This is a genomic window from Aeromicrobium sp. P2_G6, from assembly GCF_056403535.1.
In genome coordinates this window covers 398650-424527 of record NZ_JBFUFH010000001.1, presented here as the reverse complement: position 1 = coordinate 424527, position 25878 = coordinate 398650, and the positions used below count along the sequence as shown (strand labels likewise).

25 protein-coding genes and 1 pseudogene are annotated in these 25878 nt (G+C 65.5%); 15 read left to right on the top strand and 11 right to left on the bottom strand.

The features are described 5' to 3' along the window. Window positions 1–912: an ABC transporter substrate-binding protein gene (locus AC1DVU_RS02050; RefSeq protein ID WP_476920758.1), complete on the top strand. Its 912-nt coding sequence runs from the start codon at window positions 1–3 to the stop codon at window positions 910–912. Window positions 913–1025: 113 nt separating this feature from the next. On the opposite strand, the gene AC1DVU_RS02045 is transcribed toward AC1DVU_RS02050, so the two are convergent. Next, window positions 1026–3185: an MMPL family transporter gene (locus AC1DVU_RS02045; RefSeq protein ID WP_476920757.1), complete on the bottom strand. Its 2160-nt coding sequence runs from the start codon at window positions 3183–3185 to the stop codon at window positions 1026–1028. A gap of 180 nt (window positions 3186–3365) precedes the next feature. Between AC1DVU_RS02045 and AC1DVU_RS02040 the strand changes: the two genes are divergently transcribed. Both AC1DVU_RS02040 and AC1DVU_RS02035 read left to right on the top strand, forming a co-directional pair. Further along, a complete protein-coding gene (locus AC1DVU_RS02040) occupies window positions 3366–4682 on the top strand; it encodes a sensor histidine kinase (protein ID WP_476920756.1) in 1317 nt (438 codons plus the stop codon). Continuing rightward, entirely contained in the window at window positions 4634–5281 is a 648-nt protein-coding gene (locus tag AC1DVU_RS02035) for a LuxR C-terminal-related transcriptional regulator (RefSeq protein WP_476920755.1), read from the top strand. Before AC1DVU_RS02040 ends, AC1DVU_RS02035 begins: the two co-directional genes overlap by 49 nt. A gap of 104 nt (window positions 5282–5385) precedes the next feature. Here AC1DVU_RS02035 and AC1DVU_RS02030 read toward each other — a convergent pair whose 3' ends face one another. Next, complete coding sequence (locus AC1DVU_RS02030; RefSeq protein ID WP_476920754.1) at window positions 5386–7515, bottom strand: MMPL family transporter; 2130 nt, start codon at window positions 7513–7515, stop codon at window positions 5386–5388. After that, entirely contained in the window at window positions 7515–8054 is a 540-nt protein-coding gene (locus AC1DVU_RS02025) for a TetR/AcrR family transcriptional regulator (RefSeq protein WP_476920753.1), read from the bottom strand. The genes AC1DVU_RS02030 and AC1DVU_RS02025 overlap by 1 nt, the downstream gene beginning before the upstream one ends. Before the next feature lie 116 nt (window positions 8055–8170). Between AC1DVU_RS02025 and AC1DVU_RS02020 the strand changes: the two genes are divergently transcribed. Continuing rightward, a complete protein-coding gene (locus AC1DVU_RS02020) occupies window positions 8171–8986 on the top strand; it encodes an alpha/beta fold hydrolase (RefSeq protein ID WP_476920752.1) in 816 nt (271 codons plus the stop codon). Here AC1DVU_RS02020 and gluQRS read toward each other — a convergent pair. Together gluQRS and AC1DVU_RS02010 are read right to left on the bottom strand one after the other, a co-directional pair. After that, a complete protein-coding gene (gene gluQRS / locus AC1DVU_RS02015; protein ID WP_476920751.1) occupies window positions 8970–9854 on the bottom strand; it encodes a tRNA glutamyl-Q(34) synthetase GluQRS in 885 nt (294 codons plus the stop codon). The genes AC1DVU_RS02020 and gluQRS overlap by 17 nt on opposite strands. Next, entirely contained in the window at window positions 9851–10948 is a 1098-nt protein-coding gene (locus tag AC1DVU_RS02010; RefSeq protein ID WP_476920750.1) for a serine hydrolase domain-containing protein, read from the bottom strand. The genes gluQRS and AC1DVU_RS02010 overlap by 4 nt, the downstream gene beginning before the upstream one ends. Before the next feature lie 60 nt (window positions 10949–11008). On the opposite strand from AC1DVU_RS02010, the gene AC1DVU_RS02005 reads away from it, so the two are divergent. Further along, on the top strand, window positions 11009–11329 hold the full coding sequence (locus AC1DVU_RS02005; RefSeq protein ID WP_476920749.1) for a hypothetical protein: 321 nt from the start codon (window positions 11009–11011) through the stop codon (window positions 11327–11329). A gap of 3 nt (window positions 11330–11332) precedes the next feature. On the opposite strand, the gene AC1DVU_RS02000 is transcribed toward AC1DVU_RS02005, so the two are convergent. Together AC1DVU_RS02000 and AC1DVU_RS01995 are read right to left on the bottom strand one after the other, a co-directional pair. Beyond that, entirely contained in the window at window positions 11333–11779 is a 447-nt protein-coding gene (locus AC1DVU_RS02000; RefSeq protein WP_476920748.1) for a GNAT family N-acetyltransferase, read from the bottom strand. 40 nt (window positions 11780–11819) lie between these two features. Then, window positions 11820–12224: a YkvA family protein gene (locus AC1DVU_RS01995; RefSeq protein WP_476920747.1), complete on the bottom strand. Its 405-nt coding sequence runs from the start codon at window positions 12222–12224 to the stop codon at window positions 11820–11822. A gap of 188 nt (window positions 12225–12412) precedes the next feature. On the opposite strand from AC1DVU_RS01995, the gene AC1DVU_RS01990 reads away from it, so the two are divergent. From AC1DVU_RS01990 to AC1DVU_RS01970, 5 genes and pseudogenes are all read left to right on the top strand, one after another. Further along, entirely contained in the window at window positions 12413–13180 is a 768-nt protein-coding gene (locus AC1DVU_RS01990) for a class II glutamine amidotransferase (protein WP_476920746.1), read from the top strand. A 19-nt stretch (window positions 13181–13199) separates the two neighbouring features. Next, window positions 13200–14098, top strand: a pseudogene (ppk2, locus tag AC1DVU_RS01985) (polyphosphate kinase 2). A 415-nt stretch (window positions 14099–14513) separates the two neighbouring features. After that, window positions 14514–15062, top strand: coding sequence for a helix-turn-helix domain-containing protein (locus tag AC1DVU_RS01980; RefSeq protein ID WP_476920745.1), 549 nt, complete (start codon window positions 14514–14516; stop codon window positions 15060–15062). Between the two features lie 191 nt (window positions 15063–15253). Continuing rightward, entirely contained in the window at window positions 15254–16603 is a 1350-nt protein-coding gene (locus tag AC1DVU_RS01975; protein WP_476920744.1) for a hypothetical protein, read from the top strand. Between the two features lie 100 nt (window positions 16604–16703). Continuing rightward, entirely contained in the window at window positions 16704–17741 is a 1038-nt protein-coding gene (locus AC1DVU_RS01970; RefSeq protein ID WP_476920743.1) for a hypothetical protein, read from the top strand. A 45-nt stretch (window positions 17742–17786) separates the two neighbouring features. Here the strand turns inward: AC1DVU_RS01970 and AC1DVU_RS01965 are convergent, their stop codons facing one another. Next, window positions 17787–17948, bottom strand: a complete 162-nt coding sequence (locus AC1DVU_RS01965) for a hypothetical protein (protein ID WP_476920742.1) — start codon at window positions 17946–17948, stop codon at window positions 17787–17789. Between the two features lie 810 nt (window positions 17949–18758). Continuing rightward, window positions 18759–19019 (bottom strand): hypothetical protein, encoded by a 261-nt coding sequence (locus AC1DVU_RS01960; protein ID WP_476920741.1) that lies wholly within the window; start codon window positions 19017–19019, stop codon window positions 18759–18761. Between the two features lie 274 nt (window positions 19020–19293). Here AC1DVU_RS01960 and AC1DVU_RS01955 point away from each other — a divergent pair, with 274 nt between their 5' ends. From AC1DVU_RS01955 to AC1DVU_RS01940, 4 genes are all read left to right on the top strand, one after another. After that, window positions 19294–20655 carry an FAD-binding oxidoreductase gene (locus AC1DVU_RS01955; protein ID WP_476920740.1) on the top strand — a complete coding sequence of 454 codons (1362 nt, stop codon included), beginning with the start codon at window positions 19294–19296 and terminating at the stop codon, window positions 20653–20655. A 477-nt stretch (window positions 20656–21132) separates the two neighbouring features. Continuing rightward, window positions 21133–21798 carry a hypothetical protein gene (locus tag AC1DVU_RS01950; RefSeq protein WP_476920739.1) on the top strand — a complete coding sequence of 222 codons (666 nt, stop codon included), beginning with the start codon at window positions 21133–21135 and terminating at the stop codon, window positions 21796–21798. A 259-nt stretch (window positions 21799–22057) separates the two neighbouring features. Beyond that, a complete protein-coding gene (locus AC1DVU_RS01945; RefSeq protein WP_476920738.1) occupies window positions 22058–23101 on the top strand; it encodes a hypothetical protein in 1044 nt (347 codons plus the stop codon). 99 nt (window positions 23102–23200) lie between these two features. Beyond that, window positions 23201–23671: a UPF0158 family protein gene (locus tag AC1DVU_RS01940; protein ID WP_476920737.1), complete on the top strand. Its 471-nt coding sequence runs from the start codon at window positions 23201–23203 to the stop codon at window positions 23669–23671. Window positions 23672–23793: 122 nt separating this feature from the next. Here AC1DVU_RS01940 and AC1DVU_RS01935 read toward each other — a convergent pair whose 3' ends face one another. Both AC1DVU_RS01935 and AC1DVU_RS01930 read right to left on the bottom strand, forming a co-directional pair. Next, window positions 23794–24351, bottom strand: a complete 558-nt coding sequence (locus AC1DVU_RS01935) for a PIN domain-containing protein (protein WP_476920736.1) — start codon at window positions 24349–24351, stop codon at window positions 23794–23796. After that, a complete protein-coding gene (locus tag AC1DVU_RS01930; RefSeq protein WP_476920735.1) occupies window positions 24248–24475 on the bottom strand; it encodes a FitA-like ribbon-helix-helix domain-containing protein in 228 nt (75 codons plus the stop codon). The genes AC1DVU_RS01935 and AC1DVU_RS01930 overlap by 104 nt, the downstream gene beginning before the upstream one ends. A 420-nt stretch (window positions 24476–24895) precedes the next feature. Between AC1DVU_RS01930 and AC1DVU_RS01925 the strand changes: the two genes are divergently transcribed. Continuing rightward, a complete protein-coding gene (locus AC1DVU_RS01925; RefSeq protein ID WP_476920734.1) occupies window positions 24896–25033 on the top strand; it encodes a hypothetical protein in 138 nt (45 codons plus the stop codon). Window positions 25034–25878 lie beyond the last annotated feature (845 nt).

Here is a 25878-nt window from a genome sequence, read left to right as displayed (position 1 = left end):
ATGTCCATCCACAAGATGACCGCGGCGGTTGCCGTCACGGCGGCTCTCGGCCTGTCCCTGGCCGCGTGTGGCAGCAGCGATCCCACGTCCGGCAAGAAGTCGGAGTCCGACACGATCACGGTGGGCTCGGCGGCCTTCCCGGAGAACGAGATCATCGCCGAGATCTACGCCCAGGCCCTCGAGGCCAAGGGCGTCAAGGTCAAGAAGAAGCTCAACATCGGCGCTCGTGAGGCCTACATCCCGGCGCTCAAGAACGGTGAGATCGACCTGCTGCCGGAGTATTCCGGCAACCTGCTGACCTACCTCGACCCGAAGGCGACGGCGACCAATGAGGCCGACATCGAGGAAGCCCTCGACGACGCGCTGCCGGACAACCTCGAGGTCCTGGACGCGGCCAAGGCCGAGGACAAGGACTCGCTCAACGTCACGCCGGAGTTCGCGGCGAAGAACAGTGTCAAGACGATCGCCGACCTCAAGGGCGTCAAGGACCTGAGCCTCGGCGCCAACCCGGAGTTCAAGGAGCGTGCATACGGCATTCCCGGGCTCGAGAAGGTCTACGGCATCACGGGCGTCAAGTTCGTCCCCATCAGCGACAGCGGCGGACCCGCGACGCTCAAGGCGCTGCTCGACGGCAAGGTCGATGTCGCCGACATCTACTCGACGACGCCGTCGATCCTGGCCAACAAGCTCGTGACGCTGGAGGACCCCGAGAACCTCATCGCTGCGCAGCAGGTCATCCCGCTGATCAACGACGACAAGGCCTCGGACAAGGTCGAGAAGGTCCTCAACGACATCTCGGCACAGCTGACGACGGCTGATCTGCTCGACCTCAACAGCAAGAACCAGGGCGCCGACAAGACCGCCCCGGCCGAGCTGGCCAAGCAGTGGCTGACCGACAAGGGCCTGATCTAGTCGGTCGTGGTTTCGAGGCTTCGGCCGCGGACGGCCTCCGCACCTCAACCACCGGTGGTTGAGGTGCGGAGCGAAGCGAAGCCTCGAAACCACGAGCCCTTTGCCGGTACTGCCTAGACGAGCGCGGGCTTCGGGGCGTACTCGTCCTCGACGCTCGAGACCTCGCCGAGACGCTCGAGCCGTCCGCGCAGCTTCAGGAGCAGCGCCGGCAGCAGCACCAGGCGTACGAGCGTCGCGTCGATCAAGATGGCGACCGAGAGGCCGATCCCCATCTGCTTCATCTCGAGCATGCTCAGCGTCGCGAAGACCGCGAACACCGAGACCATCACGGCCGCCGCGCTGGTGACGACGCTGGCCGTCTCGCGGATGCCGAACTCGACCGCCCGGTCGTACGGCAGGCCCTGACGGAGGCCCTCGCGGACCCGGCTCAGGACGAACACGTGGTAGTCCATCGACAGGCCGACCAGGACCACGAAGCAGAACAGCGGGATCCAGTCGACGACGAATCCGGAGGACTCGTAGTTGAGCAGGCCGTTGAACCAGTCGTGCTGGAAGACCAGCGTCAGGACACCGAACGCGGCGCCGACCGACAGCAGGTTGAGCACCGTCGTCAGCATCGCGATCGTGACGCTACGGAACGTCCAGCCCATCATCACGAGCGTCAGGATCAGCACGAACGCGATGATCCAGGGCAGCGTCGACGGCTGGTTCTCGTAGTCGTAGTTCTCCGCGACGGTGCCACCGACGGCGGTCTTCGTGCCCTCGAGCGAGTCGGTCGCGCGGGGAACGATCGTGTCGCGCAACTGCTCGATCGCGGCGTCGTTGCGGGCGTCGCCCTCGGGGTGTGCCGCATACATCGACAGCTCGACCGTACGACCGTCCTTGGACACCGTGATCGCGTCGTCGCCAGCCGTGGCGAGACCTGAGCTGACGGCCTTGGCCTGGACCGCCTTGAGCGCCGAACGAGCGGCGTCCGTGCTGCCCTTGCCGGTGTGCACCAGGACGTCGATGCCGGGACGCTCCGACGGGAAGCTCTGCTGCATCCGCTGGTATGCCTGCACGGCCGGGATGTCCTGGGGCAGCGTGTCGATCGTGCCCTGGTGCATCTTCATGCCGAACGCCGGCACCGCGAGGGCCAGCAGCACGCCGCCGGAGATCACGGCCGCGGCCATGGGCTTGCGGATGACCGGACGGATCAGGCGGCCGCTGATGCCACCCGCGCCGATGCGACGGTTGAGCCGCCACAGCAGCGGGATGCGGGGACGGTCGACCCAGCGGCCGAGCTTGGCCAGCAGTGCCGGCAGCACGGTCAGCGAGCCGATCACGGCGACGACGACCACGAGGATCGAGCCGACCGCGAGGGCGCTGAAGACGGGCTCCCGGGTGATGAACAGCCCGGACATCGAGACGACGACGGCGAATCCGGAGACCACCACGGCACGACCCGAGGTCGCAGCGGCGATCTCGATCGCGTCGACCGTGGACCGTCCGCGCATACGCTCCTCGCGCTCGCGCTTGAGGTAGAACAGCGAGTAGTCGACGCCGACCGCCATGCCGATCAGCAGCACGACGTTGGCGACCGTGCCCGAGTCGGGCACGAGGTACGAGATCGGCGCGTAGAGGCCCAGTCCCGTGAACACCGACGTGATCGCCAGCAGGACCGGGATGCCGGCCGCGATGAACGCACCGAACGCGACCAGCAGGATCAGGAACGTGATCGGCAGGCTCATCGACTCGGCGGATGCCAGGTCCTCGCCGACCTTGTCGTTGATGCCGGCATCCAGCGACGCGTCGCCGGCCTGCTCGACGTCGAGCGACGGGTTGGCCTTCTGGACCTTGGCCGTGGCGTCGATCAGGGCGCCCACATGGTCAGCAGCGTCGTCGACGTCACCGGCCATGGTGATCGGCACGAGTAACGCATCGCGTTTCTCCGACCAGATCGGTGGTCCTACGTCTGAGACGCCCTTGACGTCTGCTGCGGCCTTGGAGAGCTGCGTGGCAGCTGCCTCCGCCTTCGCGGAGTCGAGGGAGCCTGTGGGGGCGGTGATGAGGACCGACTCGGTCGGGCTGGCGGCCAGGCCGGCGTCGTCGATCATGGCGGCGGCACGCCCAGACTCGCCGATGCGGAAGTCCTCATCCGCGACCTGCTTGGTCTGGACGGTCGACATCAGGGCGATCGCCGCGACGACGAAGGCGACCCACAGGCCGATCGCGCGCCAGGGATGGGTCGCGCTCCAGCGAGCGACTCTGACGGTGGGAGATTTCGAAGACATGGTGTGTCCTTCTCTCGAGGTGACTGTTGCGAATTGACGTGACAACCAGCCTCGTGACTCGCGACCTCGGCCGACATGGTGCTGGAACCCCGATCGGAAGTAGGCCTGAGCCCACTGTCCGCAGCCACCTGATGCGCGAGGATTGGGACGAATCACCCATACCGAATCGGAGCACCCGCCATGAGCACCACCGCCCCCGCCACCTCGCCGTTCGAGGGGGAGTCGTTCGCCGCCGGCCTGTCGCGCCGGTTGAAGCTGACGGCCTTGTCGGTCGCGTACGTCCTGCTGGCGGTCCCCGCACTCGCGCTGCTCTGCATCCTCACGACGGCGTTGGGCGTCGCGATCGTCGGCGTCGGCATGGCCCTGCTCCTGATCTTCGTGCCGCTCAACCAGCAGCTGGCCAACGTGCACCGCATGCTCGCGGGCCGGATCCTCGGCATCCGCATCGAGCGGCCCTACCTGCCCACCAAGTCGGTCTCGGGCTTCGGCCTGCTCAAGCGGTGGGCCTCCGACCCGGCTCGCTGGCGCGACTTCGCCTGGACGTACATGTCGGTCACGCTGGGGTGGGCCCTGGCGTGGATCGCGTTCGGGCTCGGCCTCGGAGTGGTCTGGTACCTCGTCTTCCCGTTCGTCTACTGGGTGACCCCCGACGGCGTGTTCGACGTGAACTACGGGTTCTTCACGATCGACAGCCAGGCCGAGTCGTTCTACGAGTGGGGCTGGCTCCTCGTGGCCTTCAGCCTCTGGTGGTGGCTCATGCCCGTCCTGATGCGGTGGCGGGCCGAGCTCGACCGGGCCATGCTGTCGCCCACGCGGGAGTTCCTCGAGCGCCGCGTCGCGCAGGTGTCGCAGTCCCGCGCCGAGACGATCGACCACTCCGCTGCGGAGCTGCGCCGCATCGAGCGCGACCTGCACGACGGAGCACAGGCCCGCCTCGTCGCACTCGGCATGAACCTCGGCATGGCCGAGGAGATGCTCGCCAAGGACCCCGAAGGCGCTGCCGCGATGCTCGCGGAGGCACGTGCCGTGACGACCTCCGCGCTCGGCGACCTGCGCTCGGTCGTACGCGGCATCCATCCTCCGGTGCTCGCCGACCGCGGTCTGGCCGGCGCGATCCAGGCGCTGGCGCTCGACATGTCGGTGCCGGTGTCCGTGCTGATCAACCTGGCCGGCCGGCCCGGGGCGCCGGTCGAGTCGGCGGTCTACTTCGCGACGAGCGAGCTGCTCGCCAACATCGGCAAGCACGCCGAGGCGACACGTGCCGCGATCGAGGTCACGCATGACGGCGAGGCGCTCAAGGTCGTCGTCGAGGACGACGGCAAGGGCGGCGCGGCCCTGGCCTCGGGCACGGGCCTTGCGGGTGTCGCGAGACGCCTCGCGGCGTTTGACGGCACGATGGACGTGGTCAGTCCCGTCGGGGGGCCGACCGTGGTGACCTTGGAGGTTCCGTGCGCGTTGTCATCGCCGAAGATCTCGCCCTCCTCCGGGACGGCCTGACCAGGCTCCTCGAGGCGTACGACTTCGAGGTCGTGGCGGCCGTCGACGACGCGGAGAAGCTCGGCGAGGTGCTCCGTGCCGGCGACGTCGACATCGCGGTGGTGGACGTACGCATGCCGCCGACCTTCACCGACGAAGGTCTGCGGGCGGCGATCGCGGCCCGCACCGAGCGGCCGGGGTTCCCCGTGCTGGTGCTGTCGCAGTACGTCGAGCAGCTGTACGCGCGAGAGCTGCTCGGCAGCGGTGACGGCGCGGTCGGCTACCTGCTCAAGGACCGCGTCGCCGATGTCACGACGTTCGTCGATGCCGTGCGTACGGTCGCCGGTGGCGGCACGGTGCTCGACCCGGAGGTCGTGTCGACGCTGATCGCCCGGGCCCAGCCCGACAGCCCCATCGCGCGGCTGACGGACCGCGAGCGCGAGGTGCTGGGGCTGATGGCGGAGGGCCGCTCCAACGCCGCGATCGCCGCTGCGCTGTTCGTGACCGAGAAGGCCATCAGCAAGCACACCAGCAACATCTTCATGAAGCTCGACCTCGACGCCGACGACGACAGCAACAACCGTCGCGTGCTCGCCGTGATCGCCTACCTCCAAGCCTGAGCGGTGACTTAGCGACCACGTCGTCCACGGAGCGGTGACTTAGGGCTCACGCGGGTGCGTCGTCTGGGCCCTAAGTCACCGCTCCATCACGCGTGGACCAAGGATCAGGCGTTGACCGGGTCGAGGTCGGCGGGGTCCGCCTCGCTGATGCCGAACCGGTCGTGCAGCCGGCGCAGCGGCTTGGGCGCCCACCAGTTGCGACGTCCCAGCAGCGCCATCAACGACGGCACGAGCATCGCCCGGACGATCGTGGCGTCGATCAGCACCGCGATCGCCGTGCCGATGCCGAGCTCCTTGATGAAGATGATCTGCGACGTCGCGAACGCGCCGAGGGCGATCGCGAACAGCAGCGCCGCGGCAGTGACGATCCGGCCCGTACGTTGCAGGCCGAGCGCGACGGACTCGCGCTCGCCGGCTCCGGCATCGCGCGCCTCCTTGATCCGGGTCAGCAGGAACACCGCATAGTCGGTGGACAGACCGAACACCACGGCGAACAGGAACACCGGCTGCGACGACTCCAGTGCGCCCTGGCTCTGATAGTCCAGGAGGCTCTCGAAGCGACCGTCCTGGAAGATCAGGACCAGCACGCCGAACGTCGCGCTGATCGTCAGCACGTTCATCAGCAGAGCCTTGATCGGCAGCACCACCGATCCGGTCATGAGGAACAGCGTGATGAGGGTCAGGGCTGCCAGGATGCCCAGCGCCAACCACATGTTCTTCCCATAGATCGACTTGACCTGGTCGACCTGCTCGGCGCTCGCACCACCGACCAGCACCTTGCCCGGCGCGTCGGTGTCACGGATCTCGCCGACCAGGTCGAGCGTCGCGTCGTCGAGGGTCGTGCCCTTCGGGATGACGTCGACCTGCCAGGTGTCGTCGCCCAGGAAGCGCGGCGGAGCGACCTGCGCCGCGCCGTCGAGCGAGCCGAGCGTCGAGGCGTACGAGTCGAGGGCGGCCTTCTCGGACTCCGGCGCCGTGACGGCGACGATGACGGGGGAGGACTCCGCACCGACGAAGTCCTGGCGCAGGACCTGGTCGACGGTCTTCGCCGGGCTGCCGTCAGGCAGCACCGTCGCATCGACGCCGGTGAACTTGACCCCGAGGAACGGCATGCCGAGCGCCAGCAGGATCGCGGCGCCGGCGATCGCCGTGCCGACGGGGAAGCGCATGACGAACTTCGACACGCGGTACCAGAACCCGTGCACCTCGGCCCGCGACTCGGCGATCTGCGCCTCGCGCCAGCGCTTCGGCGCCAGCGCGTTGACCCGGTGCTGCAGCACGGCGAACAGCGCGGGCAGGACGATCAGCGACACCGCCGCGGCAGCGAGCGCCACGACCGTCACGCCGATGCCCATCGAGTAGAGGAAGCGCAGCGGGAACACCAGCAGGGCGACTCCCGCGCCGGCAACGGTGACCGCCGAGAACGCGACGGTACGCCCGGCAGTGGCGACGGTCCGGCGTACGGCCTCCGCACCCGGGCCGACCCGCTCGAGCTCCTCGCGATAGCGCGAGACGAGGAACAGCGAGTAGTCGATCGCGAGGCCGAGGCCGAGGCCCGTGATGAGGTTGAGCGCGAAGATCGAGATGTCGACGATCTCGTTGATGCCGCGGATGATCAGCAGCGACGTGACGATCGTGAGCCCGCCGACCAGCAGGGGCAGGAGCGCCGCGACGGCTGACCGGAACACCCACAGCGACACGAGGAACAGCAGCGGGAACGCGATCAGTTCCGCCGTGACGAGGTCGCTCTCGACGTGTTCGTTGACCTCTTGGTATGCCGGCCCGAAGCCGCCGACCTGCACGCCGTCGACCCGGCCGAGCTCGTCCCGCAGGTGCTCCGTGGTCTTGTCGGCGTCGACGCCGGACTTGTAGATCGCGGCGAAGTAGGTCTGCGTGCCGTCCTTCGAGAGGAACTGCTGACCCATCTCGGGGCCGCCGACGACCTGCTTGACCGCGGGATCGGAGAGGATCTCGGTCGTCTCGGCGATCGCCGCCTTGTCGTCGACGTCGACGAGGGCGATCAGGCTCGGCGACGCGTCCTGGCCGGCTGCCTTCTCGATCTGCTCGATCGCCTGGGCGCTGGTCGCGCCGGTGTCGGAGAACGAGTCGTTGTCGCTGTTGAGCAGTCCCGCGACGGGTCCGCCGAGCGCACCGGCGATGACGAAGAACAGGACAGTCAGGCCAAGGACACGGCGCGGGTGGGTGTTGGCCAGACGGCCGAGTGCACTGAACATCAGAACTCCTTTGCCACGGCGAGCGGGTCGCCGTACAGCTCGGTGAGGTCGAGGGCCGCGACGACGGTGAGCAGCATCCCCTGGGCCATGAAGTCGCGGACCTCGTCTGCCGATGCGCCGCTGAGGGCGGCGATCTCCTCCCAGATCTCGCGGTAGGTCCGCTGGGCGACTTCCTTGATCGCTGGGTCGGAGCCGGCCGCCCAGGTGTGCAGCTGGCACCGCATCGAGTTGACGTCGTCGTTCATGAAGCCGATGTACGCCATCGCCATCGCCTCGAGCGGTGACGTGTCGGCATCGCGCTGCTCGACGGCTTCGCGGAAGGTGCGGCGCAGTGTCGCGGTGTGGTGCTCGATCGCTGCGCCGATGAGGCCGGTCTTGGTGCCGAACAGACGGAACAGGTACGGCTGTGAGACCCCGGCGCGCTCGGCGATGACCTCCGTGGACGTCGCGTGCATGCCGGAGCGGCCATACTCCTCGATCGCAGCCTCGAGGATCAGGACCTTGCGGTCCTCGGCCTTCATACGGGTTCCGGATGCCATGGGAATTAAGTTAGTGATGACTCACATACTTGTCAATGGAGGCACCACGCCGGTGCTCCACTCTGGCGGTCGACGGCGACCACTGCCATGCTCGGGGACGGAAACAGGAGGTCTGGATGGCACTTGTCGAGGTCAACGGCGCACGGATCAACATCGAGGACACCGAGGCACCCGTGGGGCGGCCGGATGCGGCGACCGTCGTGTTCGGGCACGGCCTGCTGTTCAGTGGCCGGATGTTCGACGACCAGGTCGACCGGCTGGCGCCCCGCTACCGATGCGTGACGATCGACTGGCGCGGCCAGGGTCGATCGCCCGCAGCGGACGGCGGCTACGACATGGACACGCTGGCCGATGACGCCGCCGCGATCATCGACGAGCTCGCGCTCGGCAAGGTGCACTGGGTGGGCTTGTCGATGGGTGGGTTCGTCGGCATGCGGCTCGCGGCACGGCGGCCCGAGCTCATCCGCTCGCTGAGCCTGCTCGACACGAGCGCGGGTCCCGAGGATCCGGCGAAGGTCGGGCAGTACCGGTTGCTCGCCAAGGTCTATGGCCTGTTCGGCCTCAGACCTGTGCAGTCGCGGGTCAAGCCGCTGCTGTTCGGACCGACGTACCTCAACAGCCCGGAGTCGAAGCCGCAGCTCGAGGCGTGGCTCAATGAGGTCAAGGCCGCCAAGCGGTCGGGGATGAAGCAGGCGATCTACGGCGTCACCGACCGTGACCCGATCGCCGACGAGCTCGGCAACGTCACCGCGCCGACCCTGGTGGTGGTGGGCGCCGACGACGTCGCGACGCCGGTCGCCAAGGCCGAGGAGCTCAACAAGCTGATCCCCGGCTCACGGCTGGAGATCGTGCCCGGCGCCGGTCACTCCAGCACGATCGAGCAGCCCGACGCCATCAGCGACCTGCTCGAGGCGTTCATCGACCAGAACTGACCGGCGGCTCGAAGACCCACGGCTCGGCCGGCAGTGTCGCGGGGTCGAACGACTCGAGCAGCTCCTGCGGTGTCGACCCGGTGAGTCCGAGCGAGCCGGCGATGAGGGCGAACACGTCCACGCCGGCACTGCGCAGCTCGGCGAATGTCACGGTGCCGTCGCGCTTGGCGAGCCGTTGGCCGTCGGTGTTGAGCGCCAGCGGCACATGGACGTACGTCGGCGGGCGGGCGCCGAGCAGCGTGGCGAGGTAGGCCTGCCGCGGTGCGGAGGCCAACAGGTCGTCGCCGCGGACCACCTGGTCGATGCCCTGGTCGGCGTCGTCCACGACGACCGCGAGGTTGTAGGCCGGCACACCGTCGCCGCGCCGCAGCACGAAGTCGTCGACCGCGCCCACGTACGTCCCGTGGATCTCGTCCTCGACCGTGTACATCGTGACGTCGGCACGGAGCCGAAGAGCGGCGGGTCGTTCGGTGCGCCGCTGGATCCGCTCGGCCTCGGTCAGGTCACGGCAGGTGCCGGGATAGGCGCCGGGCGGATGGTGCGGCGCGGTGGGCGCCTCGAGGATCTCCCGGCGGGTGCAGAAGCACTCGTAGACGCGGCCCTCGTCCCGCAAGCGGGTGATCGCCGCGGCATAGAGGTCGAGCCGTTCCGACTGGCGTACGGGCGTGCCGTCCCAGTCCAGTCCGATGGCACGCAGGTCGTCGAGCTGCCGCTGCTCGGCCCCGGGGCGTACGCGGTCGAGGTCCTCGATGCGCATCAGGAAGTCGCGCCGCGTCCGCCGCGCCCACAGCCAGGCCAGCAACGCGGTGCGCAGATTGCCGACATGCAGGTCGCCCGACGGCGAGGGGGCATATCGTCCGGCGCTCACGGCTCCAGTATGTCGGCGGGCAACAGGCGCTCGATCTCCTGCCACACCGCATCCACGCGGTCGTGGGTGGCGAGGCCGCGCGTGACGTACGCGCACGAGTAGCCCCTGGCGGTCGACACCCACGCCGACGAGCCGCCGATGCCACCCATGCCGATCTCGACGTCATCACGCTGGAAGCCCAACGTCCACGACACCTCGCGGTCGAGCACGAGGTCGTGGCCGGTGGCCTGCACTGCGGTGTACTCGCGGAGAAGCTCCGGTCCGAGCAGCCGTGCGACGGGACCTTCGGGGTCGAGCAGCTCGGCGTAGAACCCGGCGAGGGCCGAAGCGGTGGCGTGCAGCCCGATTGCGGGGAACCAGCCCGTACGCCAGCGGTCGCTGTTGAGCAGATCGACGTCGAGCGGGCCTGGCAGCCGCACCAGCGAGTCGGCCAGCGCGGGGTTGGGGTCGGTGCGGTAGCGATCCGCCCAGCCCGGTTGGGCGTACGCCAGGTCGGCGACCCGCGGCAGGTCCGCCTGGGGCACCGACAGGTGCAGGTCCCAGCCGTACGTCCTGGCGAGGGTGGAGAAGCGCTCGGCGAGGCCTTGTCCGGTGGCTCTCTGCACGGCCCCGTGGAGCAGGTGCCCGTAGGTCAGCGCGTGCTCGGCGACGCCCTGGCCCGGTGGATGCAGGGGCGTGGCATCCGCGAGCAGATCGACGAGCGCCTCGCCGTCGAGTGGGTCGATCGCGGCGGCGGACTCCGGGAAGGCGAAGACGCCGGACTGGTGCGACAGCACCTGCCGCAGGGTGATGGCTGCCTTGCCGTTCACGCCGAACTCCGGCCAGACGTCGCTGATGGGCTGGTCGAGGCCGATCGAGCCGTCAGCGACCGCGCTCAGCGCTGCGAGCGCGGCGAACGGCTTGGCGACCGAATAGGTGTGGACGAGCGTGTCCAGCTGCCACGGGTCGCCGGCGTCGTTGCGCGTGCCGACAGCGAGGTCCAGCACCTTCTGGCCCCGGTGCCACACCGAGACGCCGGCCCCGATCTCGTCCCCGGCGTCGACCGAGCGCTGGACGAGGTCGCCGATCGACGACCAGTCGGGCTCGCGAGTCATGGCGCCACAGTGCCATCTTCACGGCGCGCGGTGCTCAAGTCGCGCTACTAGGCTCGACCCATGGCCGACATCCACACGCCGGACGAGCCCGACTCCGTGGCGGACCGCCCGATCGGCACCCGCTCCTTCATCTACGGCACGAAGACGCTCGCAACAGCAGTCGTCGCGCTGGTCCTGAGCATCGCGAACGGCGGTGACACCGAGCCGGCGTTCTGGGTCCTGGTGTCAGCGGGTGTGCTCGGGGTGATGTTCAGCTTGATCGAGCGCACGACGACTCGCGGGGCCGAGGTGGTGAGTCACCGTCGCGTCAACCTCGACGTCCTCGGCACGGTGTTCCTCGCCGTCCTGGTCAACCTGGTCGTCCACGTCGCCCAACGCTGAGATTCAGGGGAGCGGCTTCTCGTAGTGCTTGAACGTCGTGTCGAGCTCGTAGCCGCTGCGTTCGTACACGGCCTGCGCTCTCAGGTTGGTGTGTGCCGTCGCCAGCTCGATCGCGATCGCTCCGGCTTCCACGGCCAGGGTCGCTGCGGTGTCGAGCAGCGCGTCGACCGCGCCCGTGCCCCGCGCCTCCTCCGACACGAACAGGTCGTTGAGGATCCAGATCGGCGCGAGCCGGGTCGACGAGAACGCCGGGTAGATCTGGCTGAAACCGACCGGTACGCCGTCGTCGTCCTGCGCGATCAGCACGATGGACTCGTCGCGCGCCAGCCGGCTCGCCAGGAACGACGCCGAGGCCTCGAGGTCATACGGCTCGCCGTAGAACTCGCGGTACGCCGCGAACAGGGGAGCGGCCTTGGAGACATCGAAGAGCTGGGCGCGGATGACCTTCACGGGAACAGCGTCCCACGGACGAGCTGGCCGAGCGCAGCCGTCAGCGGGTTCCGCAAAGCGTACGGATGACGCGGAGTCCCTCGGGCGTACCAGGCCAGTGCCGCTCGACCGCCTCGGGTCCGGCCGCGCGTACGACCGACCGGAGGACGATCGCGACGACCACGACGTCGTCGGCATAGCCCAGCACCGGGATGAAGTCGGGCACCAGGTCGATCGGCATCGCGAGGTAGCCGATCAGCAGCCAGAGCCGGACGCGTACGCCGCGGGGCAAGGTCTTGTCGCCGGCGAGTCGCTTGAGGAGTCGGAGCAGGTCGGGCACGAGACCCACGGCATCCCGCAACGTCACCTCGTCCGGCTTCGCGCGCCACAGCAGCGCCAGCATGACGAGCCACAGGAGCACGAGACTCCCGGCCATGATCGCGAGGAGCTCGACCCAGTCAGGCACGCTCCGCATCCTGCCACCCTGAGCCGTCAGCCGCGTGAGAGCGACCTCATCCGCTGCGGATGACCCGCGGGGCGTGCCTGCATTGTGTACTGGAGCCGAAAGTGAGGTTGGCCATGTGTCGTTGGCTCGCGTATTCAGGTTCACCGGTTCAGTTGCATGATCTTCTTTTCAAGCCTGAGAACTCACTGGTGGTGCAGAGCAGACACTCGCGACTAGGGGTCGAGCCCATCAACGGGGATGGCTTCGGAGTCGGCTGGTACGGCGCGATGGATACGCCGGGCATCTACCACAGCACCGAGCCGGCCTGGAACGACCGCAACCTGCTGGAGCTCTCCTCGCACGCGGTCGCCGGTCGCGTCTTCGCGCACATCCGAGCATCGACCGGCACGGCGGTCCAGCAGACCAACTGTCATCCCTTCCGCCACGGCCGTTGGCTCTGGATGCACAACGGAGCCCTTGCAGCGTTTCCTTCGGTGAAGCGTGACCTGGCCATGGCCGTCGAGCCGGCCCTCTACCCCGAGATCGAGGGATCCACGGACTCCGAGCTCTTCTTCTTCCTGGCCCTGACCTTCGGACTGATGGAAGACCCGCCGAGCGCGGTGGCCCGAGCAGTCGGATTCATCGAGGAGACCGGGCGGCGCCACGGCATCCAGCACCCCATCCAGATGACAGTGGCCACCACCGACGGCGAAACCACGTGGGCGTTCCGCTACTCCTCTGAGAGGATGTCTCGATCGCTGTTCCGCAGCGAGGACATCTCCACTCTCCGTGAGCAGTATCCCGACAACCCTGTCCTGCACCAGCTCTCCGATGACGCACGGCTCGTGGTGTCAGAGCCACTCGGGGACCTGCGCGGAGCCTGGCAGGAGGTCCCGGAGTCCACCTACGTCATCGTCCAAGGCGGGCGCGCGGAGGTGCACGGGTTCACTCCGTCACCAGTTGGCGCATCGGCCTGAGGTCGTCCGGCGACCACGCATGAGCACTGACTTCGGGACGCCCACCCGCGTCGACATCGACCGGCTCGGTGACTACACCGTGTTTGACACGGAGGACGACGACCCGGTGCTGCTCGACCACAGCGGGCGGCCGGTCGACACGTGGCGTGAGGGATATCCGTACCCGGCACGGTTGGACGTCAACGAGTACGAGATGCAGAAGCGGCTCCTGCAGATCGAGCTGCTGAAGCTCCAGAACTGGGTCAAGAGCACGGGTGGGCGGCTCGTCATCGTGTTCGAGGGCCGCGACGCCGCGGGCAAGGGCGGGACCATCAAGCGGTTCACCGAGCACCTCAACCCGCGAGGCGCACGGGTCGTCGCACTGGAGAAGCCGAGTGAGCGCGAGGAAAGCCAGTGGTACTTCCAGCGCTACGTGCAACATCTGCCGGCCGCTGGCGAGATCGTGATGTTCGACCGATCAACCGCGCAGGCGTCGAACGCGTCATGGGGTTCTGCTCGGAGGAGCAGTATGACGAGTTCATCCGGCAGGCTCCGACCTTCGAGAAGATGCTGGTCGACGACGGCCTCCACCTCATCAAGTTCTGGTTCTCGGTCTCCGCCTCGGAGCAGCGCACGCGCTTCGTCATCCGGCAGGTCGACCCGGTCCGCCAATGGAAGCTGTCGCCGATGGACCTGCTGTCGCTCGACAAGTGGGACGCCTACACCCGCGCCAAGGAGACGATGTTCGCCCGCACTGACACGGCCGTGGCGCCGTGGACCGTCGTCAAGAGCAACGACAAGAAGCGCGCCCGCGTCGAGTCGATGCGCCACGTTCTGGCGCAGTTCGACTACGACAACAAGGACCACGAGCTGGTCGCGCAGCCGGACCCGCTCATCGTCGGTCCGGCCGCCGAGCTGTTCCGCGACGCCACCGACTGACTGTGGGGCCGCATCGGGTGCCGGGTCAGTCGAGCCAGATCACGATTCCGGTCAGGTCGTTGAGCACGGCAGCGACGCCTGCGCGTACGGCGCGGCCGGCGCGCTCGGCGGTGATGACCGTTCGGGAGCCGGAAACCGCGCCACGGTGACACGTCCGTCAGCTTCGTTCCCCACAATGTGGCACCCCCAACGGGATTCGAACCCGTGCTACCGCCGTGAAAGTGGAAATAAGGCCCGATGGAACAGTGTCGATCGATGCTGTTTTTGATTGAAATTGCAGTGATTTTGTCGTCTAGATTTGTTGGACATTTGTGACAGTTATTGGCTGTTTTGGAGTCTCGTGTTGCCTCAGTGTTGCCAAAGATCGGGTTTAAATTCATGGCTTGGTTATAGTGCCCTTTGCTATAGTTGACCTATGGCGGGTCGTGGCGAGGTACTGCAAAGAGTGATGTCCCAGACGGGCACCACGCAGTCCGAACTGTCACGGATCAGTGGGGTGCGTCAGCCGAGCATCAGTCAGTTCGTCTCGGGCAAGGTGGATCTGAGCGACGAGCAGCTGGACCGGCTGCTGTCATGTATGGGCTTTCGGCTGGAGGTGATTCGGCGACCGGTAGAGCCGGACTTGAACCGCTCTGAACGCCGCTCGTGGGAGCTGCACTGCCGGTTGTCGTCTCATCTGACGCGGTCGACGTTCGAACAGTGGCGACCCACCATCGAGCGCAACATAGTCAGGCTTCGTGGCCGGGTCACCGGTCAACCGCACACACGAAACCTCGAGCGCTGGCAGAGTCTGGTCGAGACGAATGACGTGCTGGGGATTCAGCGCGCGTTGACTGGCCTTGATCGAGAGTCGATCGAGATGCGTGAGGTCTCCCCCATGGGCAGGATGCTCTCGCAAGATGAACGCAGCAGACCGAAATCACGAAAAGGGGCTGAGGTTCTCACGCACTCCGCAGGGGCCTAGGGCGTCAGCGAGCTGGCGGCTGAGACGCCGGGGCACTTGCTGCATTGCGCCCAGAATGGGTCACCTCCACTGGCTGAACGAACTGGTCGATCTTGGACGACCTCCAACAGAAACTGCGCTGCTCACCAATCGAGTTCGACTTCGTGGCGGGTCAACGCCTGAGCGGCGCCCCTTATACATAGAGTGCAGCCGTGGCAAGATTCAATGACGATCCTCACCCGCGTGTCTTGTTCTTCGGCATCGGCGATGACGACATCGAGGCGATGAGGGCGCTGGTCCCGACAGCGCGAATTGTCGAATGGAACGAAACTGTCGAGGAGGACGAGTACGACGCCGCCGTCACGACCGAAGAGGACCCCGGCAGGCTCAGCCCGCACCTTCACGTGCTCGCAATCGATGCTCGAACCTTGGACATGGAGGACCTCGGCGAAGGTCACTCAACCAGCTTCGGACGATACTTCCAGACTCACGCCGATCAGCTCGAGATCCCGGACGAATTGCCCACCGACCTACAGCGACTAATTTCACGAAGCATCGTCCCCAACCTTTCCCGCGGCACCGAGAAACATACTTGGGGCTACCACGTGAGCCGTTTTCAATCCCCTACATCTGATGTCAACACTGGCGATCTTAAGGGCAACTGCGTTCCGTTCCTGCACGTTGGCCCGGCCAGGATGCCTATCGCCTTGGAGCGGCGCAGAAAAGGACGACACAGCGCTATTTGCTGGGCCATCCCCGCCGAGACAACTGAGCGAGCCGAATGGTTTCGCCTATTCTTGAAGCGCGTCCGCGAGGTTGATCCCGACAAGTTCGCCGGGGACGCGGAGTGGCGCACCTCGCCCGATTGGGCACCACCTCAGACCTTGAAACACATCCAGGAACGCAACGCACTCAGCACGACCCGGGAAGAATTCCTCGCCGAATCTGATAGGCAGATTCGAAAGAACGAACAAGCACTTAAGGCATCCTTGGACGAGGCAAACGGTGGCGCTCTCCGCCTGGTGACACGACAAGGAGAGCCGCTCGTCGACGCAGTGACGAATGTTATGACTCAATTCGGATTCACAGTCGAAAACATGGACCCAATTCACGTCGCAAGACACGGGACCAAGTTCGAAGACCTCCAGGTCCGGGACCCCGACGATTCAGACTGGGTCGCCATCGTCGAGGTCAAAGGATTCAGCAAAGGCGTCAAGGTCAACGAGATTGCCAAGATCACCCAACGTCCCGTTGTTCAATTCCTAAAGGACAACAACAAGGCGCCTTCGGCAGTCTGGGCGATTGCAAACCACAACATGACCCTCGACCCGCAACATCGCGGGCCATTCGTCGGGAATCCAGATGTCGACCTGCACAATTTCCAGAATGTTGATGGCGGCGCATGCTTCGACACCCGTGACATATATCGGCTCTGGCGAGCCGTGGAATCAGGCGAGACATCGCCTCAGGCAGCCAGAACAGCGTTGAAATCCGCTTCTCTGCTTTGGGCTGGGCCGGCAATGAGAGGTGCGGAAGCACCCCCGAAGGTTGCCACCGCATAACTTCACGTTCCACCAACGCCCAGCGGCGTAGTTAAAGTACCCGCCGCATATCTGAAGCGAACAGGACCGGGCCGGCAGCCGTGCCCACTAGCGTTTAGCCATGACTGCATCCCCTGCCGACGTGAATTGGCTGCTTAGCGCCTTGGCTCAGGCGTCTGCTGCTCTGATCGCGATCGTGGGCGGTCTTCTGGTATCCCGGTACGTTGCACTGCACGCCGAACAGCAGGCAGCCCGGCGGAGAGTGGAAGACCTGACGCGCCGCGAGCAGGAAGCAGTATTTCGGCATTCAGAATCGCGACATGCACTTGATCTTCATTACATTGATGAAGTCCTCGATAGCTTCGACGTCTTCGAAGCGATTATGGAGCACGATTTCGACCCCACTGTTGCGAACGTCCTGGAGGCCGCCGATGAGGACGGCGATGACCTCGACCAGGAACTGCTGGCCGCCAGACTGGAGGAATTGTCCTCTGAACTCCAGCGCGCCCTGGCTGAGATTTATCCACTGGTTCCGGCAAGCAAGGAGCACGTGAGCTGGGCGGACTTCAAGCGCGAGCACAGTTTCGCGATCGGTCATCGCGAAGCTTGGGAGTGGATGTATGACCAAGCCTGCGATGCGCGTCGAGCCGAGGCCAGGAAGGCCGAAGAGGAGGCCCGATCAAAGACACGATACGGCTCGATGATTCCGGGCTATGACACCAGCGATCTTCTAAGGAACATTTCTATCGGGAACCCGCAGTTAAGTGGGTTACGAAACGTTGTCAGTTCCCAGCACGAGATCGCTCATGTTGGGTCGCTGCGTGGGCGAGTCGATCAGGCGGATGCTGAGGTCCGTGCGGTGCAACAGGAACGCAGGCTCGCCAACGAGACCTACGAGGCGACCCGACAACCGGAGGGTTTCGGTTTGGCGCTCCAGGTGCTGAGCGTGCTCGCGATCCTTGGCATGGCGGCTCCGGTGATCATCATGGGTTTTGGGCCTGTGACGCTCCCGCCCTGGGCGCGCGCTGTCGTTATAGGAGGCTTCCTCGCGGGCGTCACACTGCTGCTGCGATTCCTGTTTGTCTACGCGAGTTTTCTGCGGGAAGGCGGTCGAGAGGTGCTCCCGAAGACTGCGCTCGGCCTACTCAAGCAGGGATAGCGCACCCTGCACACCGACCCGGTCCCTGGGTGTGGTTGGGCGTGGCTAGCGCGAGTCCGGTTCCGACTTATCGTCGACCGCTTCAAGAATCATGAGTAAGACTTCGGTCTGCTTCCCAACCTCGTCGCGCAGTCGGCGAATTCCAAGATTCGTCCCGATTATCGAGCCGATCACGAGTGCAGCCAAGAGCGTCGCTACCAGTTCCATCCGGCAAACCTAGCCGGGATGGACTTCAGACGAGATCGACGACCCATAGCTAAGCGTCCGCGCAGTTTCATGACCTGACCAGCCACTAAGGCGTACGGTATTCCGCCGCGTGCGTGGCCAGTTCACACGAGGTCGAGTCCCGCCTGAAAGCTAGCTGCTGCGGATGCGAATACCAGCAGCATCCAGCTGAACGCCACCGCGTCGACATAAGCCAGACTGCGCTCCGTCTCGTCGTCCCGCCATGAGCGCAGCTCCTTCCGCCACCTGCGCCTGCTGAGCCGAGGTTCCTGTTGGACTAGCTCGTCTTCAGTTCGAGCGACTTCGAGAGCCGGACGATGCGCTTGGCGCATTTCGACTAATGCGATGAGCATCTGCAAACTCGTGGCCACAAAGACTGCGACGGCAATACAAAAGGTCAACATTCGCTCAATGCTCGTCGCCGCCACCGACAGTCTCATCGAACGAGGCACACGGGCCTACTTCCGACCACGACGTCGATCATCCGAAAGGGCTCGCGTCATCCCGCCGCTTGCAGGTCGGGGTCAGCGACTCTGTCGTCCAACTCGAAGAACCCGGGTTGACGGATCAGAGCGGCTCCATCGGCACGTCGTGGTCCCACACTTTCGTCAGCGCGAGTTGACAGGCTTGCTCGGTGCTCGATGTGCAGTAAGGCGTCGCGCCTGGGTTCAGTACAGCGAGGTCAACGGGCGACCCCGGAAGTCCCCAGGGCTGGATAAGGTTCGCCAGGGCTCAACTGATCCGCAGCTTTGAGTACTTGGGAGACCACCACAGCTTGAATGCTCTGTTGAGTCATTTCGAATCCACGCCGATCCACACGCCATACGTGAGGGTGTGCCCCTCGGTCATCTTGATCGGAAACAGGGCGCGGATGAAGCCGCCCAACTCGGGAACGACCATCATCACGGCCGCCGAAGGGTCAGGATCGGTGGACCAAAAGTCTGGCATCTCCATAAGTTCCGGCTGCCGGACGGCTGGTTCGGGCAGACGGAAACGAAAGTGCCGATCGTGGTCGTCGAGTGGACGACCACACGAGGGACAGACGCTGGTCACGCTGGGATCATCTCACTCGCGCGGCCTGAGAGCCGGCCCGCCGATACGCGCCCCTCTCGACACCCTTTTCGACAGTCCGGCGGCGCGTCATACGCCCGCGATCAACTTTCTGATGACAAGCCCACCTCCTGATTCCGAGCGGGTGCACTATCGCCCGACCGCTCGTAGCGTTGGTCTGTCGCCGTAAGACGGCCAACACTGCCCATTGCGCAACCGCACTAGCGGGAGCAGAATCGCACCATCTCGGGCTTCTACCACCGAGGAGTGTTCGTTCATGACCTCAGAATTTGCGGGCACCGTGCTCACTGCGTCCGACGCCGGGTACGACGAGGCCCGTGCGGTCTTCAACGGGATGATCGACCGCAAGCCTGAACGGATCATGCAGTGCTCAACCGCGACAGACGTCGCCGCAGCGATCGCCGGGGCGCGGGACGACGTTCTGCCGGTCTCGGTCTACGGTGGCGGTCACGGGGTGACCGGTTCGGCCGTCGTCGACGGCGGCGTCTGTGTGGACCTCCGCGGGATCGCCCACGTCGAGGTTGATCCCGGCGCCAGAACCGTCCGGGTCGGCGGTGGTGCGACATGGGGGACGGTGGATGCGGCCACCCAGGAGCACGGGTTGGCGCTGACCGGCGGCCGGGTCTCCGGCACCGGCGTGGGCGGACTGTCGCTCGGCAGCGGCAGCGGCTGGCTGGAGCGAGCTTTCGGTTTCACCTGCGACAACCTGATCTCGGCCGAGGTCGTGACGGCGGCATCCGAGATCGTGACCGCGTCGGAGGATTCACACCCGGATCTGTTTTGGGCGCTGCGCGGCGGTGGCGGCAACTTCGGTGTGGTCACCGAGTTCACCTTCCGGCTGCATCCGCTCGGGCCGATCGTGCTCGGCGGGATGCTGCTGTATCCGGGGTCCATGGCAGTCGAGGTCCTCAAGAACTGGCGGGACTTCATGCTGACCGCGCCCCCGGAAGTGGGTGGCGGCGTCGCGCTGATCACCGCGCCTCCGGAGGATTTCGTCCCCGAACCGGCCCGTGGGCAGCCAGCGTGCGGGGTACTGGTCTGCTACGCCGGTGATCCCGAGGAAGGCGCCCGGGTAATGGACCCGCTGATCGGCTTCGGGCCCCCCGCGGCCAACCTGGTCGGCCCGATGCCGTACGTCGCTGTGCAGCAGCTGCTCGACCCTCCCAACCCGAAGGGCATGCACAACTACTGGAGCGGCGACTTTCTCGCAGAGTTCCCGGACGAGGCGATCGAGGCCTGGGTCGGCAACGTGCAACCGCCAATCTCGCCACTGACGCAGATGATCGTGGTCGCCGGCGGTGGTGTGATCGCTGACATCGCCGACGACGCGACCGCCTTCGGCAACCGGGACGCCCCGTTCAACCTGCACCTGCTCTCGATGTGGCCGCCGGACCCCTCGCAGGACCAGGCCAACATCGACAAGACCCGCTCGATCGCGGCGGCGATGAAGCCGTGGACGACCGGAGGCGTCTACCTGAACTTCATCGGCGACGAAGGAATGCACCGTGTCGAGAGTGCCTACGGACCCGAGAAGTACGCGCGGCTGCGCAAGATCAAGCGCGTCTGGGACCCCGGCAACGTGTTCCGGCACAACCAGAACATCCCTCCCGCCACCTAAGGGTTCCGGTCAGCTCAGCCGTCCGGGATCGCTGTCAACGCCCCCCAACCGCCTCGGCGTACGCCTCTAGCGTGTTGCCAGATATCCGACAGCCTGGCCCATGAAGTCGGAGCACCGCGACAACGTCACCGAAACCTCGGTCCACCATTCTTGGGCGAGCGCGATGCCTTCCAAGATGTGCGTTTGGCCTCCAGGGCCTGCAGCTGGTCGAGCGATGACTCGTGATCCAACCAGACACCATGGACTGTCCGTCCTGGACACGCGATCTATGCGTCTTTTCGCCGCGTTCGTGCTCATCGAGTCAGACCTTCACGCGCGGGCGTCGCGCACCGTGCGGGACGGCCCGTGAAAGAAAGCCTCCGCAGGGGTGATCCGCTCGGCACTCTCGTCGCAACAAGCAAGGTGTGAGGAGATGCCAAGTCCCTCACGAGGACCCGGCTGCAGCAGGTCGCCGTCTCCGGCCTAGTAGGTGGCCGTGTGGACGACCTTGCGAGCAGTACCTGCGAACAGGAGAAGACGATGCGGATCAAGGTTCGAATGAGTACAGGTGCCGTGATCGGGGCCGCGACACTGCTTTCAACCGTTCTGTTGGCGCCGGTTTCGGCGGCGATCGGCGGGGACGACAAGGAGAGGGCTCCGTCCTGCGCGCCGGCCGGATCCCCGAAGGTCGTCGATGTCACGGCGCACGTGACGAACAGCGTTGACTTCGGCATCGACGATCACCCGTGGGCGATCGACACGGCCGAGGAACACGTGCAGGTCTGGCAGGTGGGAGACCGCCGGTTCTGCATGCGCGTCGACTACGCCGGCACGTTCCGAGCGTTCGGGTCAACCAGTCCGAACTTGACGGGTGTGGTCTCCGAGGGCGTCGAGGGCACGATGACCCAGACGAGCGTCTTCACAAGGGTCGGAACGCTGTCGTCGACGCTGCCGACGACTGGCGACGTAGGCGTCTGGGATCGGGGATGCGCAAACGGCACCTGCGCTCAGCCGTGCCTGCACGACGCCTATGTTCCCGACGCCAAATGGAGGCACGCGATTTCGACATTCGCCAGGTACGACGGCGGATCCCACGGGATGTGGACCGCACAGTTGGGCGTGAACGACAGGGTCATTTCCAGCAGCGGCGACATCACCGGGTAGTTGAACTCCCGCCAGAGTGGCGCCCGGATCACGGCCATCCGGTGTCTTCGGTCGCGTACGATGCGCCCGACCGAGCCCCAGACCAGATGCGCAGCGGCCCCGTCGTCAGCCGATGACGGGGCCGGTCATTCCGCCGCGAGCCGCGCGTGCGACGAGGTTCCCGTAATCGAGCGCGATCTTTCATTTTCAATCGGCATCGGTTGGGATCTGTCTGGAACTACTCTGCTGGTAATCAACTTCTCGGTGAGCGGAGAAGGACATGGCTGTTACGAACGAACACGGCAGTTTCGTGCAGCGCCTCAAGGAGCAACATGGGGACGACGATGCGGCTCGTCGGGCCGACCGTCTTCTTGACCTGGGCTCGACTCAAGCTCACCAGATTCGCAGGATCCTCCCGCAAGCCGAGTCCGCGGCGATCAAGTCAGCCGCCCGCGAAGCACATGCGAACCAGCCCGGAGGCCCCGGGCTCCGGTTTCATTCGCTCGCCGAGGCCAGGCGGCGCGGCATCGATCTCGATCTGCTGAGGTCTACCCATCGATCCGACCGTCATCTGGTGGACGACCTGTTGCGTGGTGACGGCGCCTTTTCGCCGGGCGAACTCACCGTTCGTCCGCTGGAAGCCCCCTTCGACTGGCCACCCGCGGTGGAGCCACCGTTGGCGGTGAGCACCGTCTTTCAACCGCCCTTCGCCGAGGGTTGGGAACGCTCGAGCTGGAGACAGGCCATCGGCGGTGGGAGTGTCCCGACGTATGAGAGCTACCTCGACCCTCAATGGGGTCGGCTCGGCAGTCGCATGGTGGCTCAAAACCACGACGCTGGTGAGATCGACCAGTTCAATGTCCTCCACTACTGCGGCTTCCTCGTTCCCTTCACCACACCGAACACCTCCCCTCTTATGATCACGGTCGATCTGACGTGCCTTGTCTGCGAGCACAAAATTTCAACCTCGGACGAATGGGGCTGGTCAGAGTTCGTCGCCTTCACCCAGTCTGGTGTGGAACTTGACGTGTTTTGGGAACACGACGATGGCGTCCCGATGACGGAGGCGTTCAGGCAGCGCTTCGTCCCGGGCCTGGACGCCAGCGGTGACGGCGAGAGCTACCCCGGCGCGAAGGTGATCGTCGGCCCAGGCGAGCGACGTTCGCTGAACTTCCTCACAGACGTCGCCTTCCCTGCAGGCAAGACGGTCTGGGTCTTTGTCGGCATGTCCGACTTCATGTACGCCAGGTTGAATGACGTCAGCATCGACATCTCGATGGACACGGCCTGGCAACTGACCTCGTTGACTGTCACAGCCCTGTAGGTCAGGACGATTGCATCACATCGCCGCGAGCATGCAGGCCGCCGAGGCGTCCTTGACGGGTCCTTCCAAGGCGGCGGGTCCGGGTTCTACCCTCGAGGGATGCTCGACCTGGACGGAATCGACGTTGAGGAGATCGCAACCGCGCTCGCTGATCAGACTGACTACGAGCACCGCTGGCTGATCGACCCGCGAACCGGGCAGGTCGCGTTCTGGACCAGCGACACGGGCATCGACGGGGAGAACCCCGTCGAGATCGACGAGCTGGATCTCATACCCATCGACCCTCTCCCGTCCTACGTGTGGTTTCAGGACATGGCCGACTTTGCTGACGGCATCAGCGACACCGCGGCCGGCCGACAGCTGATGCAGTCACTGCAAGGGCGAGGAGCGTTCAGACGCTTCAAGAACGAGGTCTATCAGCACCACCCCGAACTGATTTCGGCGTGGCATGCCCTACGTGATGTTCGAGCGCAGCGCCGGGCCGTCGATTGGCTGCTTGACCAAGGACTCATCGACAACAGCGCGGTGCAACACTTCGCGACCGACCATCCAGATCCCGGCCTCCCTTGAAGCCTTCCCGCTTGACGAAGTCCAAGGGGCCCCGACTGCTGGCATCAGCGACCAAGGCCGTCATTGCGCTGCGATGAACGTCTACCAGGAGGCTGGGGCGAGATCCCATTACGGACCACAGGTTATGAGCCGTCGCCGCCCCACGGGTTGAGGCAGGCGACACCGAGTGGTTCAAAGTGTCGGGTATTGCGGGTGACGACAGTCATCTCGGCGGCTTGGGCGACCGCCCCGATGAGCGCGTCGTCCAGCGGTGCGTATTCGGGGACACGGTAGGTGGCCAGGATCCGTGCGGCAGCCAGGTCGAACGGCAGCACGCGTCCGGCGAACGCCGGCAGCACTCGCTCCTCGAACCAGCGACGGAGGACATCACCTTGTGCAGGGTCGGTCCGTTCCTTGGCAATGACACCGCGCTCGATCTCGCTGATCGTCGTGGCTGTCACGAACTGATCGGCAACCGGTACCGGGGCCGCCCAGCTCTCAACCGATGGGTTGCGCCCTCGCACCCGAAGCGCGGACACGACATTGGTATCCAGGACGAACTTCACCACTCGCTCCGACCTTCGAGTTCGTGACGAGTCACAGCTCAGGAGTACGAGCAGTAAGGCCGAGCCGGTCGGGCTCGAAATCAATATCCGTGCCTTCGTCGCTGGCCAATAGGTCAACGAGGGTGAGGGGCTCATGCTCCAACACGCCGGCGAGGATTTCCCGTACCTCGGCTTCGACCGATCGACGGTGTTGCTCGGCACGTGCCTTGAGTGCGGCCTTGGTTCCCGCGGGAAGATTGCGGATTAGGATCTGCTCCACGACAATCACCTCCGATATCGAACTCATGATATCACTCGGTTCCGACAGTCAGCGCCCATCGGTTACAGCCCCAGGTCACGACTGGTACTCGTCGCGAGCGTCTCCGCGGGTCTGATGTAGTGGTTGAGGAAATGGCCGTTGAAAACTGCATCTGTCGAATCCGCAGCGAGCCGGCCAGGGAGGGCGAGCTGCCCAAGGCAACGAACCGCGCCGGCAATCAGGACAGTCTCACGCGTGGCGCAGCTCCATAGCTCGAACGCCCTGACCGGCCGTTGTCAGGGCGGCATCGTCGCCGCCGGTCAACAACTTCTTCTAAGACATCTGTACAGGTCTTCTCTTTCCGCTGACGCTGGTGCGCGGCCCGAATAGGTTGACCCGAAGAGCAGCGGCCCTTGGGTCCCTAAGGAGTAGGTGCACATCGTGTTCAAGCGTCTAGTAGCCGCAGCATTTGTGACGGTCCTGACCGTTGTGGGCGTCGCGCCGGCAGCGACGGCTGCCCCCGGCGACCACGGCAACAGTGGCGGCGGCGCATCGCAGCTCCGCATCGATTGGGACTGACCAGCAACTCAGCGGTCCAGGGGCACTCACCTCGGTGGGTGCCCGTTGGCATGCCCTCGCTCAGCGCCCGGCAGCCAGAGGACGTCGCCAGCGTCCAAGTTGTTGAGTCGTCCACAAACGACCGCCCCGCAGTAACCCTCGGGGGGTGAGGTCACTGCGGGGCGGCCGTGTCGAGACTAGGGTGCTAGACCTTCGTGCGTGAACGAATCCGGCAAAGGTGATCCATCACACACCTCGCTACTGGCGATGGCGGCCTGGCTTGGGACCGGTTTCGGTTGGCGCGTCGAGGTTCCGACGCTTGTACGCAACGCGTTTACGCTGACTTGCTGGCCAGATGAGGTATGACAACAAACCGAGGAGTTGAGTCATTCAGTCATCGTAGGACTCGTACGGGTCCCAAAGCCGCGAATTCACAAGAGCGCCCGACGAGGCGCGTACATGATTTCGTGACAAGCCGGCTGGCCCGGTTGAGTGTTGGAGCGAGATATTCCTACCAGGCGCGGCCCGCATCTCGATTCGGGGCGGAGTTGGACTCGATGCAATGTGGCACAAAACCAGCTCGGGGTGGGAGCCACCGACCTCGTGTGAGCTCCTACGGGGGAGATCCGCGTTCAGCGCAGAGCCCAACTCCGCGACGCCATTCTTTCAGCGGTCAATCAGCCCGGCCATAGTCCGGCAGAGCCGCACGTGCTACCAATGTGAACTATCGCAGTTGAGTCGACCGCAGATCCCCTCCGACGCCCCGGGAGAAGACCCTGGACTCCCGGCCGTGGCCATCTCAACCGGGGGCGTCGTCGCTGGGAGCCTAAGCCGGTGGTCAAGAACCAACCTGTCCGCCGAATGTG